Here is a 14,509-nt window from a genome sequence, read left to right as displayed (position 1 = left end):
ATGGGAAACGCCTCCTGGCCCGTGCGTCGTCTCTTCTCGTCGAGCGTCACCCTGAACCTGAGCCGAATCGCGCTGCTGTGTCTCGGCATCATGGCGGGCTCGGCGCGGGCGCAGTCAGGAGGAATCACGCTCGACTTGGAGCCCATCACCTCGGTGTCCTCGGGCGAGGAGACGTCCTGGGCCTCGGAGGTGCATCTGCACCTGGAGCCCGCGGCCGGTGCGTACCTGGGCGCGGAGGGGCCTGGCTCGCGGACGGGCTTCGGCCTCGCGCTGAAGGTGGACTTCCCCTTGCTCACCCAGCGGATGCTGATGGTGGCCAAGATGGTGACGTGGATCATGAGCCTGGGCGCCACCGGCCTGGGAGATGACACGGTGGGGGACTCACCCCTCTCCATCCAGGTGGAGCTCTTCGGCAACCGGTTCTCGGATGACAGCCTCCTGGACAAGGGCTGGGGCTGGGGCGGTGGCCTGGGCGCACGGCTCAAGTTCTTCGAGAACCCGCACGGCGACAGCACCCTGCGCAACGTCTGGTACGACTTCAACGTCAACCTCAGCCCCAATGGCTTCGGCGTGGATACGGCGCTGGGACTCCAGCTGTCCCTCGGCGAGCTCGTGTCGATGGGCCCCTTCGTCAAGTTCGCGCGAGTGGGTGGCGTGAACGGGCTGTTCGGCGGCATCTCCCTGGACCTGGGTGAGCCCGCGAAGCAGAGCGCGTCGTCCGAAGCGGCGACGACGGAACAGACTTCGGCGCAGCAGCCCTGACGAAGCCTGTCCCGTCATCGCGAGAGGACCTACCGAGGCTGCTGCTGCGTCACGCAGTGCACCATGCCGCCCTCGGCATAGAGGTTCCGGACGTCGATGCCGACGACCTTCTTCTCGGGGAACAGCTTCTGGATGATGGCGTTGGCGGCGCTGTCATTCGCGTCGGCGTAGTTCGGCACCAGCACCACGGAGTTGGCGACGTAGTAGTTCGCGTAGGAGCCCTTGTACCCGAGCTGCTTCCCCCACGTCGTCGTCACGTTCTTCGCGGTGAGCGGCAGCGTCACGAGCGTGTACGGCTGGCCCTCGGCGTTCTTCGCGGCATGGAGGGTGTCGATGTCCTGGTCCGGCACGCCCCACTCGGAGAGGTCGTCGTCGCTCATCGTGACGAGGGTGTTGTCGTGGGCGAAGACGGCGAACCCGTCGATGTGCATGTCCGTGATGTCCAGGCCGGCGACGCCGTCCAGCCAGATGAAGCGAGTCACGCCGAGGTACTTCCGGAAGTAGCCCTCCATCTGCGCCTGCGTCATCTCCGGGTTCCGGTTCGGATTCAGCGTCGAGCTCCGGGTCGCCATGAGGGTGCCCGTCGCGTCAATCTCGACGGACCCGCCCTCGTTGACGATGTCTTGCTGCAAGTCGACGAAGGGCAGCGACTGCTTGTTGGCAATCGCCTTGGGGACCTCGGCGCTGAGGACGAAGTTCTCCTTCTCGCCCCAGCCATTGAAGCCCCAACCCTCGATGACCAGCGCGCCGGAGGAGTCCCGCACGTAGATGGGGCCGAAGTCCCGAATCCACACATCCTCGAAGGCGTGGACCGTGAAGTCGACCCGGTCGAGGGGCACCCCTTGTTCGGTCAGGAGCGCACGGATGCGGCTCACTTCCTGCTCGTTGTAGGCGAGCACGTGGACGTTCTCACTGTCCACGAGGGCCCGCGTCATGGCCACCCACGTCGGGTCGAGTCCATCCCGATAGTCTTTTCCGTACTCGTAATGGTGGGGCCAGGCAAGCCAGGTGCCCTCGTGTGGGCCCAGTGGGTCCGGCAGCGTGTACATCGCGGCGACCTCTTGCTCTTCCCTCTGGGGGCTCGATGGCTGGCTGCTGCATCCCGCGGCCAGGACCAGCATCACGACAACCCCTGCCCCCAGCATGTGTCGTCCACGCATCAGCGCCCCCTTCTCACGGAGACGGCGCAAGCGCCGTGCGGACTCAGCCCGCCCAGGAAGCTAGGCAGCGAGACACAATCCCGGCAGGCTCGGGCAGACGACTTGAGCAGGCGCATGAGGCCCCGATGAACTCCCCCGCCCCTCCCGATAGAAAATCAGTCACCTACTTCCTCAACGTCGACCTCGACATCGAAGGACAGGACATCGTCGAGCTGGTGAAGGCGTTCGAGAGTCGAGCCAGCGTGCTCCATCACACGAGCACCAAGGCCTCCTTCGAGCTTCTCGACCAACCACCAGACCCCGATACGGCGATTCGGGACCTCTGCGCGGTCATCGAAGCCCTTCCCTCCGAGGCTCGTCAGCGCTGGGATGAATGCACGCGGCGGACGTTCAGCATCGGAATCAGCGCGGGTGTCGAGACCCACTCTCGGAGCTGGGCCCTCGCGCCTGACACCTTGAGACTCATCACCCAGCTGCGCGCGAACATCGATGTGACCGTCTATGCGCCCTGCCCTGAATTCAACATCCCCGCGTGAGCGGGTCGCCGCTTCTCAATAGAGGTTCTTCTTGTAGTCGTGCTCCAGCGCCCAGCTCATCATGCGCTTGGAGGCCAGGGCTCGCAGGGTCGCCACGGCCACGCCCTTCTGCGGACTGCGCCGCACGTGGTCGATGAACACATCCGCCATCTTCGGCAGTTGGCTCGCCGGCACGTGCCTGGACGCCTCCCACAACCCCGCGTCCACGATGGCCTGCCCGGACTGGAGTCGCGCCGCATGAGACTCCAGCAGCAGCGCCATCTTCGGCACCTTCCCCTCCACCGCCATCGACTCCAGCAGTGCGCCCTCCGTGGAGAGCGACCCGACACCGGAGACCTCCACGAGCCCCACCTCGCCCGGGATGAGCCCCAGCAGCGCCACCCGAGGCTGCTCGAGGACATTGTGGAACGTGTCCGTCCGCCGATTCCCCGGACGGTCCGGCACCGCGACCCGCGTCCCCGCGAGCCGCAGGAACCCACCCGGGTCTCCCTTCGGACTCACGTCCGCGTTCCCTTGAGAGTCCCAGGACGCGACCACCACGAACGGCGTCCGCGACAACCACCGCTGGACCTCCGCGTCCCCGCTCCAGGCCCCCGCCTCCGCCGAGGCCGAAGCCACCGGCGGCTTCCACAGGCCCGAGCGGATGATGGCCTTCGCGCAGTGCACGAACGCCTCCTCCACCGTCACCCGCAGCGTGTGCCCATCCAACGTCGCGTGCCCGTTCACCCGCAGCGTCTCACCCAGCCCCGGGATGAAGAACAGCAGGCCGCAGCCCACGGTGGGGTTGAGCGCGATGGGCTCGGGGAGCCGGAGCTCCAGGTGCGTCGCGTCCACGACCCGCGCGAAGCCCAGCGGACCGCCCGCCGCCGTCATCCGCGCCAGCCCGTCCACATCGACGTAGCCCAGCACCGCGAACGACGAGCACGCCAACAACTGGACGCAGTGCGAGTCCAACGCATCCAACGACTTCAGCATCACGCCCAGGGGACGTGAGCCCACCACGCCCTCCAGAGCCTCGACGGACTGGATTCGTGACATTGGCCGAAGCGTGGCACGGAGCCTCCCACGGCCCGTCTCCACCCTCCTCCTCCATCTGACAGGAAGTCTACCCAAGTGAGATTGATTTGCAACTTCACAATCCCGCCTGGGAGAAGCCCTGCTCACCGCGAACGCGCCACTGCACCTCACCGATGCGCGGCTTCGATGGTGATGACCCCGTGTCCGCTCTGCGTACACGCGCCTTCGGAGGACTCAGGCCGCGTGCCGACATTCCACGAGCCACCGCCTCCGCCGACCCGGCCGCCACCGCCGCCCGAGTACCCCCCGCCGCCACCACCGCCGTAGCAGCCATTCCCCGCGCCGCCACCGCCGTAGCCGCCATGCGCCAGACCGCCGCACGCCTTTCCAGCGCCACCCTTTCCTCCCGACAGGAAGGCGAAGCCGCCCTCGCCGTAGGTCCCATCCGAAGCACCATTGCCGGACCAGCCACCCCCTCCCGAGCCATACGCCGCGCCGCGCGCGCCACCCAAGCCCGCCGTCCCGCCCGCGATGAACCCGGACAGGTAGCTGGCATGCGTCGAACCCGCCGAGCCCGACGTGCTCACACTCCCACTGCGCCCCGGAACCAGTGCTCCCGCGCGCAGGCCACCGCCCCCTCCCGCGATGAGCAGCGGGCTGCCACTCTTCACCACGAAGGAGCCACCGCCGCCGCCCGCGCTGTACGTCGTCGCGGTCCCCTTCTGGCCCACGAGCAACTGCAGCGTGTCGTTCTCCTGGAGCGTGAACACCCCAGAGACCTTGGCGCCGCACCCACCCGCGAGTCCGGCCACCGCGCTCGCGCCACTCGCGCCCGTGGCCGTGATGCGGTACTCGCCCGTCTTCGGCACCGTCCACGTCCGCGGCGCCAGCGGCCCCGTCGGCCCCTGGTACTCCACGCCGCCCACGGTGTTGGTGAAGACCAGCCCCTTCTCCAGGATGGCGAAGGGCGAGAAGCTGGTGGTGACGCCGCAGACCTGGATGACACTCACCGGCGGGTCCACCGTGTTGTCGATTCCGCAGGCCACCTCATCGACGCAGCCACACTCCGTCGGGTCCTCGCTGCAATCGAACGCCTGCGGCTTCCCCACGGGGGCGGGCAGCTCCTCCCACGCGCCATTCGGAGGCGTGTTCTTGTTGAAGTGGTAGAGCCGCAAGAAGAACGACAGCGCGTTGGCGCCCAGGAACTTCCTGCGGACACACACCGTCGCCTCGGTGAACTGCGCGGTGGTGTCGATGTCATAGAAGAGCGGAGAACAGTCGACGCCCTCCGCGCTCGCGCCATCGGTGCAGAACGACTTCAGCCCATGAGGCGTCTCGGGCCCCATCGGCAGCTCGGCCACCGTGGTGAGGCCTCCCGTCGTCACCGTGGGGAAGGTCACCTCCACCTTGAGGTCCTGTTTGTCGATGGGGGTGATGGACACGTTCGAGCCCGCGGGCGTCGTCGTCGGCTCCGCGACCGTCATGGTCCCGCCCCTGAACTCCGAGTAGGACCCATTGATGGTGGCTCCCGCGGTCAGGGTGTAGGTCCCCGGCTCCGAGATGACCGTCACCGGGGCCAGCGTCCTGCTGACATCACCGCCCGCCGCGGTGGCCTCCGACTCCCAATACCGCCCGGGGGTTCCGTCGAAGTGAGTCCGTCGCAAGGTGGCGAAAGCCCCCTGGAGGGGAATCTCCGGGTCCGTGGGGTTCGCCTCACGCACGTCGAAGTAGAGCGTGGTCTTGACGAGCTTCAGCGTCTCCGTGCCAAAGCTCACGGTGCTGTTCGCGGGCACCGAGAGCGGAGGAGTGCCGCCCGCCTCGTACACGCGGACCACGGTCGCGTAGGGCGGCGCCGCGGGGTTGGTTTGGTTGTCGAAGTTCAGCCAGACCTTGCCCTTCCTCCAGGTCCCCTGAGGGAGCGTGAAGTCGAACCGGCCGTTCGTCAGGGTTCCGTCGAGGGCCTCCGTCACGAAAGCGGAGTCCTGCCGCTTGAGGAGCAGCTCCGCGTCCGCGAGGTCCGCATTGGAGTACATGCCCGTCACGAGCAAGGGGGCCTGCGCGGTGCCCACGGCCTCCGCGAAGTTCTGGGTGAGCGTTGCCCCGGAGGTGATGGTGACGCGATAGGCCTTCGTCTCCGAGTACTGGCCCTCGGATTGGATGGCGGTGCGCGCATAGACGTCGTACTGCCCCGGCATCAGCTCGAGGTCGTAGGTGCCGCCAGCGGACACCTGCCGCTCGCCGAGGACGAGCGCCGTCGCCGTGCCAGCGACGCCCCGGAAGCAGACCTGGTGGAAGCTGACGGGAGCGGTGGGCGCGATGCTCACGGTCCCGACGAGGTGCCCGGGGACCGGGAGGTTCTCCGTCCAGCTCACGTTCGCCGGCCCCGTGAGCAGGTTGACGACCTGCGCGGCCAGCGCCCGCTGCACCACGGTGCCATTGGCGGTGACCACGGAGGCCTTGCCCGTCACGGTGACCTGGCCCAGGGCCACCATCGACATCGTGGCCGAAGCCGTGGTGGCCGGCGTGGGGCTCGGGTACCGGGTCGCCCACGCCTTCAAGCTCTCGGTCGGCGTGCTCGCGGTCGCGGTGACTTCGATACTCGAGAGCGTGCCGCCCGTCACGGTGACGGAGGCGTTGATGTTGGCCATGGACGGGTAGACGTAGTCCACCGTGGTCGGGCCCACCTGGTTGTCGACCGGGAAGAGGCTGTACCGCTCCACCTCGAGGTACGACTGCGCGCCGCCCGACTGCGCCAGCGTGGCTCGCATCGTGTGCTGATAGGACTGACCGCTCTCCACTGTCATGGAGTAGGGGCTGGACGTGAACTCCTTGAACGACATCTGCCCGGTCGAGGAGAAGAGCAGCAAGTAGAACTTGCTGAGGGTCTGCGAACCGAACGAGACCTGACCCTTGAACTCCCCTGGGTTGAGAATCACCACATCCGCCGCGGCCACCCCCGACATGGCCATCACGGCAAGGCATGACAACAGCATCCTGCTCCGTCTACCCATCGCTGAACTCCCCCTCTGCTCATTGAGACCGAGGAACGCGCCCGGCGACGCTCGCCGGCGCTGGCTCTCGTGTGTCTCGGTACGAAGACGGGGGCGGCGCGCGACCGCGAGTGCCTGTTCAGGACGCGGTGTTGACGCCGCACACCCGAGGTGAAATTCAGACAGAGTCACGGTAGCGTGTCAACACTCTTGTTACATCAGCACAATGCCTGTCACGTCATGCATGGGATTCCCCGAGGGTGAGGAACCACCCTCAGGGGTGTCTGCTCGACCAAGGCCCCAGTGCCCAGGCAGGAGCCTCAAGCGGGGACGGCGTCGAGGAAGCCGAACACCTGGCGAATGCGGCCGTTCGCCAGCACCACCACGTCGAAGCCAATCACGAGCGGCTTGTCGCCCCCGGGCATGCCCGCGTGCCAGGTGAAGCGGGCCTGGTCATGGTGCGCATCCACGGGACCGACGAGCGTGAAGACGACGCCAGGGAACTGCTTCTGGACGCCGCCGATGAACCCGCTGATGGCCTCCGTCCCCGTGGCGGCGACGAGCGGGTCGGTGTACGTGCAGTCCTCGGTGTACAGCTCGCGGAGGGCCGTGTTCCGGCGGGCCTCATCCGTCTCGTTGAAGGTGGCGAGGTAACGCTGGACGAGGGTCTCGATGGCATTCACAGGTGTGCTCCTCGGGTTGGGAACGACGTTTCGAAGACACCTGTAACGCGTGGCATGGAAGCAAAGCGATGACCTCACAAGTCATGGCCCGCGGATGCGGTCGGCACTCGAGCCAGGCGAACGCCCTTGAGATGGAGCCATGCTCCCTCCGAGGTCTGCTCGAAGCGGACCACATCTCCCCGGTGACGGCCTCGGCCCGCCACGGCGGCGAGGTCTCCTGTCATCGGGTCCAGCACCACCGTCACCGGGGCACCGCCGTACAGCGGGCCCGTGTACGTGAGGACCAGCAGCCCGCCGACCTCGCTCAGCACGGCCTGGTCGAGCAGCTCGCGCGCGGCCCCGGGAGCCACCGCGTAGGGCCCCAGCCGCGCGCGCCAGGACTCGGGCATGGGGGCCGGGTCGATGCGTGTCCCCAGGAGCCCCACGCCCTGGCGCGCGGAGTGTCCGAGCAACAGCGCCTCGCTCCCCGACTTCTGGAAGGAGAGCCACAGCGGGCTGTCTCCGAGCATGGCCCTGAAGAACCCGCGCTGGTGCGGCACCAGGTCGAGCACGGTGTCTCCGGCCAGGCCCTTCAGCGTGTCGCCTTGTGCCTGGATGACCATGGGGCCCACGTCCGTCGCATAGAGCCCCTCCCATTGGCCGAGCACCTCGGGGGACGGGGCCTCGGGCTGGACCGTGGGCAGGCCCGACACGGCCGCGACGGCCTTGCCTGTCTTCACCTTCAAGGCCCGCGCGAGCACGTCCCTGGCGAGGCTGTTGACCAGGCTGCCCGCGCTCGAGGTGTTCGACAGGACGACCACGCCGAGCCGATGTTCGGGGATGAGCGCGATGATGGCGTTGAACTGAAAGTCGCTGCCGTCGTGCTCGACCATGCGCACGGTGCCGCCGCCCTCCAGCGGCAGGTCATGCAGGTACCAGGTGATGCCGCTGCGCGTCCCCACGTCGAGCGGATGGCCGGCGTTCTGCTCGCGCCACAACTCCTGGAGGGACTCGGGGCGAAGGACCTGCTCGCCCTCGTTGAGGAGCATGCGGACGAAGCGGCCCAGGTCCTCGGCGGAGCTGTACATGCCGCCCGCGGGCCCTTCACTCCGCAGCCAGTGCGGCGGCATCAGCTCCAGCGGCATGGCGCCGTAGCCCTTGGCCAGTCGCGGCCCGATGTCTGGCGTCACGCGGAACGCGGAGTGCTCCATGCGAAGCGGGGCGAAGACGTGTTGCCGCAGGAAGGTGTCGAAGTCGCTCCCGGAGGCCGTCTCCACCGCGCGACCGGCGATGACGAAGCCCGTGTTGCTGTAGGCGTGGATGGAGCCCACGGGCCAGACGCGGTGTACGCCGCGAAGCGAGGCCACGCGCTCCTCGAGGGTGTGGGCTCGCGGCGAGTACGCGCCCCCCACCTGCTCGGGGATGCCCGCGTGGTGCATGAGGAGCGTGCGCAGGGTGATGGGGGCGCTGGGGAAACGGGCCTCCATGCTGAAGCCCGGGATGACCTCCTCGATGGGCTGGTCGAGCGTCGCTCGCTTCTCCTCCACGAGTCGCATCACGGCGGACGCGGTGAACACCTTGGCCACCGAGCCCAGGCCATAGACTGTCTGGGCCGTGGCCGGGAGGCCGGCCTCCGCGTCAGCCAGGCCGAAGCCCTGGGACCAGACCACCTCGTCACCCTCCACCAGGGCGAGGCTCACGCCCCTCACCTCGTCCTGCTTCATGGAGAGGAGGAGCTCCCTCTCGACGTGCTTCTTCAGCTCGGCGTAGTCCGGGGTGCGCGCGGGAGGGTCGTCATCGCAGGCGGAGGTGACGGTGCAGGCCAGCAGCAGCATCAGGAGGCAGCGGCGTGGAACAAGGGGATGGGTCTTCATCAGGGTCTCCGTGGCCCAGGTCTCGGGCTCACGGGGACTTCTTCCAAAGCGCCCCCTCCTGGGCCGTGGGAGTCGCGTCAGCGATTGTCACCGTTTGTCACCGCGCCCACCGGAGACCTGGGCCAGGACAGCGTGACGCGTGCGCCGCCGAGTGGCGCCTGCGTGACCTGGGCGTGTCCCTGGTGCGCCTGCATGACCCGGTGGACGATGGCCAATCCCAGCCCGTGGCCGCCTGTCTTCCGGTCGCGGCTGTCGTCCAGGCGGGTGAACGGGAGGAAGAGCCGCTCTCGTTCAGCGGGAGGAACTCCGGGCCCGTCGTCATCCACGGAGACCGTGAACCCGGCCGCGTCCTGGCTCACGCGGACCTGCAGCTCCGAGCGGGCGTACCGCTGAGCATTCCGGATGAGGTTGCCAATCGCCCGTCGCAAGTAGCGCGCCGACCCCTCCGCGTCCACGAGCCCCTCGGCCTCGAGCCGCAGTCGGAGGTCCGGGCTGAACACGGAGAGCTGACGGAACAACTCGGTGACCATCCCCGGCAGGTCCACGCGCTCCCACTCCAGCGGCGGAGCATCATGGTGCAGGCGGGTGTACGTGAGCAGCTCCTCGGTGAGCTGCTCCAGTTCGCCCACGTCCTTCTCCATGTCCACGAGCTGCGTGCGCATCGACTCCACGTCGGCCGTCTCACGGGCCAGGTACAGCGCGAAGTGCAGCCGGGAGAGCGGGGTGCGCAGCTCGTGGGAGATGGCCTGCAAGCTGGCCTGCTGCTCCTGGCTCATGCGCTGGATGCGCTCCGCCAGGTCATTGAACGTCCGCGCCATGTGGCCGATGGGTTCCGGAGCCCGAGCCTCCGCGCGGGCCTGGAAGTCCCCCTGACCGAAGGCGCGCGCTGTGGCCGCCAGTCGCGTGACGTGCCGGTACAGCGGCCAGGTGAGCGCGAGCAGCGCCAGCCCGAGCACGACGAGCAACACGGACGTCTCCAGCGCGAGGAACTCCACCACCCGCTGGGGCGAAGGGCCCAGCCGCAGTGACTGCACGACGAGCTGCTCCGAGCCGCGCAGGGGGAGGAACAGGAGCACCCGGTCCCCCGCGACCCCGGAGGAGTGCAGCCACGCCGAGGGCAGTGCCCCCGTCAGCCGCTCGCGAACCCGTGCCGGGAGGTTCATGGCCAGCACCTCGCTTCGAGGGCGTAGCTCGATGGGGTAGTCGAAGTGCGGCCGCCAGCCCGCCACGACGTCCGCCCATCGCTCCTGGGGTTGGGCGAGGAGCTCCTTCTCGATGAGCCACTGCAGCCCTTGCGTGAGCCCCTCCAGCTCTCGGCCTGACGAGTCCGCATGGGTCTCGGCGTGCTCCGCGTCGAGCGACTGGGGAGGCATGCGACGCGAGGACAGCTCCAGCATCAGCGCGACCGCGAGCACGATGGCGACGAGGATTCCCGCGTACATCCGGAAGAAGAGTCCACCCAGCGGGCGGAGTGAGCGCAGGTGTCGATTCATCCGCCGATGACTCCCTTCACCCGCGCACCTCGGGGCCACGTCGCCACGTCGAGAGCGAGGGTGTCGTCTCGCACTTCGGGGACGGCGTCATGGGCATCGGGCGACGTCATGGGGTTGATTCGGGCGCGGCGCCCTACTCCGGCGTACAGAAGTAGCCCCGGCCCCGCACCGTCTTGATGATTCGATGCGGTGGGTGCTCGTCGCCCAGCTTCCGACGCAGCTTGGAGATGCGCATGTCGATGGAGCGGTCCAGGCCATCATGCTCGATGCCGCGCAGCGAGGAGAGCAGGTCATCCCGGCTGAGCACCTCGGGCGCACGGTTGGCGAGCAACCACAGCAGGTCGAACTCGGCATCCGTGAGGTGCACGGGGGACTCCGCGAGGTTGACGGTGCGGAGGACGCCGTCGATGCGCAGCCCCACGGAGGGAATCCACCGGGCGTCCTGCGTGGACTTCCGAGTGTCTCGCGAGGTGCGCCGGAAGAGGGCTCGCAGCCGGGACAGCAGCACCTGGGGGCGCACCGGTTTGGTGACGTAGTCATCCGCGCCGGTGTCGAGCGCCACCACCTCGTGGATGTCCTCATCCAGCGCGGTGAGCATGAGAATCCATCCGGAGTAACTGGCTCGCGCTCTGCGGCACACCTCGATGCCATCCATCCCTGGCAGGAGGATGTCGAGGACGAGGCAGTCCGGTGCCTCACTCTGGAGGGAGGAGAGCGCGTCCGGGCCATTGCCCACGGTCCGCACGCGGAAGCCCTGCCCCTCCAGGAAGGAGCTGACCAGCCGGGCCAGCCGCTCATCGTCTTCCACCAGGAGGATGTACGGAACAGACGCCATGACGGGCGCCAGCTTCCAGCAATGTGCCCATCAGAGGAAGCCCCGCGCCTGGGACACTCCCCCAGGCGCGGGTCCTCCCCCTCCAAGGGAGGACGCTCACGCGTCGGTGAGCGTCCTCGAGGTGTTACCCGGAATGCTCAATTCCCGCCTGGACCCGGGCAGGTGGGGATGAGTCCGTCCGGGCTGCTGAAGTTCAAGTCGCACTGGGGGCGGCAGTCGAAGGGACAGGTCTGCCACTCCTTCGGACCGCAGCGGCCATCTCCACACACCGAGCAGTCCGCGGGGCACGTCACTTCGTTCTCTCTGTCGGCACAATAATCGTCGCCGCACCTGCCACAGTCATTGATACAGGTGGAGGCATTCTCCCTCGGGCCACAGATGTTGTTGCCGCACCGAGTGCAGTCCGCGGGGCAGGACGACTCAGTCTCCGCGTTGCCGCCACAGACTCCGTCGCCACAAACGACCCCGCCACCGCGGGACACGTACATCGTGGTGTTGTCCCCCGGCGTGACGATGGCCTGGGCGGCAACTATCCAGTCCGAATGCGCATGATATTCATTGGCCGTATTGCGGTCCTCGTCGTCGCTGAAGAAGACGCCAGACGCAGTGCCGAAGGCAAAGGCTGGAGGCGCGAAGACACCATACTCAAACCCAAGCGCGGGAAGGCTTGTGGCCGTCGTACCGCCACCTCGGAAGAGGCAGAACCGGAGGGTGGTGGAGTACGGGTTCTGGGAGTTGGGCGAGATCTGGCCGGAGTTGCTGTTCTGGTTGCGAGTGTCCTCATTATCGAAGACCCGAGCGAAGTCCACGGATCCAGCAGGGCAGGCGTCTGCCAGCTTCAGGACAGCGAAGTTGCTGGCAGAGCTGCTGTAGGCGGACAGCGACTTGAACCGGTTTCCGTCTACACGGCAGAAGGTGAAGACGAGGTTGCCATCTGCGTTCTGCTTGCTCACCCCCGTCCATCCGGTGGCAGTGGAGGCATGGCGGGTGTCTTCACCATCCATGTGAATCCAGATGTAGGGCCCCGGACAGGCGGACGTAGGGGCAAGGACACCCACGTCGTTGGTCCCCAACGCGGCGGACGAGGATTCGATGCTCCCCGTGTCGGCGGTGCCATCCATCTGTGATTGAGAGAGGTCTTCCTGACCACAACCAAGCTGTGCGGCGCACAGCGCAGAGACAAACAGTCCACGAACAACATTGCGCATGAGACCCCCGATACTGGAGTTGAATCAGCGCACATCCGCGATGGCATTCCCTTGCGCCTCACCGGGATGTGCGGCGGAGCGCAGAATGGCTTTCACCGACAGGGCGCGTCTATCCCATCTTTCTGGGATTTCCAGGTGCATGCCAGAGGGAGGCGGGAGCCCGCTTGGAATATTCCAACATGAAGAACGGGCTCCCCCCTTTTCAATCGAGTGAGTGGCGAAAGCTTCGCCGTCGAATCAGTTGCAGCCCTGGCTCGCCAGCCAGTTCACGCCCCGGGCCCGCTCGCTCGGGCCGTTCGCGCCGCCGCCGTCCGTGTTCGTGAAGGCCAGGGAGATGCTTGCGCCCGAGGACTGGTTGCGGATGTCCATCGTCATGGTGTTGGGGATGAGCGTGGTGCTGTTCGGGTAACCTACCCCGATGGTGTAGCGCATCCGGCCGTTCGGCAGGCTCCCGCAGTCCGCCATCGCATTCTCCAGGGCGACCCAGTTGCCCCGGTTGAAGTTGGCATCCTGCGGCACCAGGTTCGCCCGCCCACCCCAGCCCCCCAGCTGCGAGCCGATGAGGTGCCCCCCGTCGTAGTCATTGCTCGGGTTCTCCGCGTCCCCCCACTGCCCCACGTTCGTCTGACACGTGGAGACCCGGGGCGCGGCGGTGATGGGCGGCAGGTCCTTGTAGGCGCGGTTCGGCCGGCCCGCGCTGTCGATGAAGTAATACTCCCCATCGAAGTTGTGCCAGACGCTCCGGTCCCCCGCTGGGAAGTACTTGGGGCAGTCGCTGATCGCGGCCTGGGTGACGCCCCCGTGGACGACGTATCCGACGCCGTATGGCTTCAGCGCCTCCTGGATCTCCTCCTGCGTGTGGCCCTGGAAGAAGTCCATCAGGCCGCTCGGGCCGCCAAAGTCCTGCTCCAACTGACTGGCGCCTCCTTCGCCGCCCGGCGCCGGGTCCGTGACGCCACAACCACTGCTCAACAGGACAAACATCGCCGCAACGGAAAGCTTGTTCATGACGCGCATTCTCGTGAGTCCTTCCTCGGTCGGCTGTTTCAACCTGCGCGGCCAAAGATAGCAAAACGTGGAATACACGACACTTTCAAACTCTCAGGCCGGAGCGGCCAGTCCCTGTCACCGTTTGTCGACCCGGCAGGTCAGGCATTGCCTCCCGCGATGAACGCCTGCGCCGCGTGAGCGAAAGGCTCTCGCTGCGCCCCGAAGATGGGGCAATGGCCGCCTCCAGGCACCACCCACAGGCGGGACTCCGGAATGCCCCGGTACATCTCCAGGGAGAGCTCGACGGGATAGAGCGGGTCCTGGTCACCCTGGACGAGCAGCGTCCGCGCACGCACCGTTCCCAGCAACGGGGGCGTGAAGTTCATGTCGTCGACGCTGTCGGCGAAGCCCCGGCCGTGCCGCCAGAGGGCTCGAATCTGCGCGTCTCCACCCACGTGCTTCGAGCGCATGTCGGCCCACTCCGCCTCGGAGCGGGACTCCTCGGTGAACGTCGCCATGATGCGGCGGGCCTGCGCCGGGTAGTACGGCGTGCTGGAGACCAGCACCATCCGCTCGATGCGCTCGGGCGCTCGCGTCGCCGCATGCAGCAGGGTGTTTCCCCCCAGGCTCATCCCGATGGCGCGGCACGTCTGGACCTCCAGCACGTCCAGGAGCGCGAGGACATCCTCCGCGCACTGGCGCATCGTGAAGCCCTCCGAGGGATTGTCGCTCCGGCCATGGCCTCGCAAGTCAGGGATGAGCAGGCGGTACTCCCGACCGAGCGCGTCCAGGTCGAAGACATGGGCCCAGTCCGCGCCCGCGCCCGTGAAGCCATGGAGCAGCACCAGCAACGGCCCCTCCCCCCTCAACGTGTAGCTCATCCGCAGGCCATCGAGCGTGGCCACGTGGGTCTCTCTTGTCGCGTTCATCTTGCTGTCTCCCGAGGAGCGCCGGAGGAGTCCGGCCACGCAGGGGAGTACGG

12 protein-coding genes are annotated in these 14,509 nt (G+C 67.4%); 2 read left to right on the top strand and 10 right to left on the bottom strand.

What is annotated here, in order from left to right; translation table 11 throughout:
• Positions 1-762, top strand: coding sequence for a hypothetical protein (locus MYSTI_RS10345; RefSeq protein ID WP_015347695.1), 762 nt, complete (start codon positions 1-3; stop codon positions 760-762).
• Positions 763-791: 29 nt separating this feature from the next.
• Here MYSTI_RS10345 and MYSTI_RS10340 read toward each other — a convergent pair whose 3' ends face one another.
• Positions 792-1,922, bottom strand: coding sequence for an agmatine deiminase family protein (locus MYSTI_RS10340; protein WP_015347694.1), 1,131 nt, complete (start codon positions 1,920-1,922; stop codon positions 792-794).
• 125 nt (positions 1,923-2,047) lie between these two features.
• On the opposite strand from MYSTI_RS10340, the gene MYSTI_RS10335 reads away from it, so the two are divergent.
• On the top strand, positions 2,048-2,458 hold the full coding sequence (locus MYSTI_RS10335) for a hypothetical protein (protein WP_015347693.1): 411 nt from the start codon (positions 2,048-2,050) through the stop codon (positions 2,456-2,458).
• Positions 2,459-2,473: 15 nt separating this feature from the next.
• On the opposite strand, the gene MYSTI_RS10330 is transcribed toward MYSTI_RS10335, so the two are convergent.
• The 9 genes from MYSTI_RS10330 to MYSTI_RS10290 form a co-directional block, all read right to left on the bottom strand.
• Entirely contained in the window at positions 2,474-3,457 is a 984-nt protein-coding gene (locus tag MYSTI_RS10330; protein WP_144370045.1) for a pyridoxamine 5'-phosphate oxidase family protein, read from the bottom strand.
• Positions 3,458-3,642: 185 nt separating this feature from the next.
• Positions 3,643-6,468 carry an endo-1,C4-beta-glucanase gene (locus MYSTI_RS44520; protein ID WP_201768983.1) on the bottom strand — a complete coding sequence of 942 codons (2,826 nt, stop codon included), beginning with the start codon at positions 6,466-6,468 and terminating at the stop codon, positions 3,643-3,645.
• A gap of 317 nt (positions 6,469-6,785) precedes the next feature.
• Positions 6,786-7,148 (bottom strand): nuclear transport factor 2 family protein, encoded by a 363-nt coding sequence (locus tag MYSTI_RS10320; protein WP_015347690.1) that lies wholly within the window; start codon positions 7,146-7,148, stop codon positions 6,786-6,788.
• Positions 7,149-7,222: 74 nt separating this feature from the next.
• Positions 7,223-9,001, bottom strand: a complete 1,779-nt coding sequence (locus MYSTI_RS10315) for a serine hydrolase domain-containing protein (RefSeq protein WP_015347689.1) — start codon at positions 8,999-9,001, stop codon at positions 7,223-7,225.
• A gap of 77 nt (positions 9,002-9,078) precedes the next feature.
• Positions 9,079-10,494 (bottom strand): ATP-binding protein, encoded by a 1,416-nt coding sequence (locus MYSTI_RS40630; RefSeq protein ID WP_015347688.1) that lies wholly within the window; start codon positions 10,492-10,494, stop codon positions 9,079-9,081.
• Between the two features lie 133 nt (positions 10,495-10,627).
• Positions 10,628-11,329, bottom strand: coding sequence for a response regulator (locus tag MYSTI_RS10305; RefSeq protein ID WP_015347687.1), 702 nt, complete (start codon positions 11,327-11,329; stop codon positions 10,628-10,630).
• Between the two features lie 137 nt (positions 11,330-11,466).
• Positions 11,467-12,282, bottom strand: coding sequence for a hypothetical protein (locus MYSTI_RS40625; RefSeq protein WP_144370043.1), 816 nt, complete (start codon positions 12,280-12,282; stop codon positions 11,467-11,469).
• A 492-nt stretch (positions 12,283-12,774) separates the two neighbouring features.
• Positions 12,775-13,545, bottom strand: a complete 771-nt coding sequence (locus tag MYSTI_RS10295; RefSeq protein ID WP_233278228.1) for a DNA/RNA non-specific endonuclease — start codon at positions 13,543-13,545, stop codon at positions 12,775-12,777.
• A 140-nt stretch (positions 13,546-13,685) separates the two neighbouring features.
• On the bottom strand, positions 13,686-14,456 hold the full coding sequence (locus tag MYSTI_RS10290; protein WP_015347684.1) for an alpha/beta fold hydrolase: 771 nt from the start codon (positions 14,454-14,456) through the stop codon (positions 13,686-13,688).
• Positions 14,457-14,509 lie beyond the last annotated feature (53 nt).

The sequence above is a fragment of the Myxococcus stipitatus DSM 14675 genome, assembly GCF_000331735.1.
In the GTDB taxonomy this organism is placed as follows: Bacteria; Myxococcota; Myxococcia; order Myxococcales; family Myxococcaceae; genus Myxococcus; species Myxococcus stipitatus.
This window is presented reverse-complemented; position numbering and strand designations above follow the sequence as displayed.

Coding starts and splice junctions, on each gene's coding strand:
- MYSTI_RS40630 (WP_015347688.1), bottom strand. CDS start 10,494: ATGAATCGACACCTGCGCTCACTCCGCCCGCTGGGTGGACTCTTCTTC.
- MYSTI_RS10290 (WP_015347684.1), bottom strand. CDS start 14,456: ATGAACGCGACAAGAGAGACCCACGTGGCCACGCTCGATGGCCTGCGG.
- MYSTI_RS10340 (WP_015347694.1), bottom strand. CDS start 1,922: ATGCGTGGACGACACATGCTGGGGGCAGGGGTTGTCGTGATGCTGGTC.
- MYSTI_RS10295 (WP_233278228.1), bottom strand. CDS start 13,545: ATGAACAAGCTTTCCGTTGCGGCGATGTTTGTCCTGTTGAGCAGTGGT.
- MYSTI_RS10335 (WP_015347693.1), top strand. CDS start 2,048: ATGAACTCCCCCGCCCCTCCCGATAGAAAATCAGTCACCTACTTCCTC.
- MYSTI_RS44520 (WP_201768983.1), bottom strand. CDS start 6,468: ATGCTGTTGTCATGCCTTGCCGTGATGGCCATGTCGGGGGTGGCCGCG.
- MYSTI_RS10305 (WP_015347687.1), bottom strand. CDS start 11,329: ATGGCGTCTGTTCCGTACATCCTCCTGGTGGAAGACGATGAGCGGCTG.
- MYSTI_RS10345 (WP_015347695.1), top strand. CDS start 1: ATGGGAAACGCCTCCTGGCCCGTGCGTCGTCTCTTCTCGTCGAGCGTC.
- MYSTI_RS10315 (WP_015347689.1), bottom strand. CDS start 9,001: ATGAAGACCCATCCCCTTGTTCCACGCCGCTGCCTCCTGATGCTGCTG.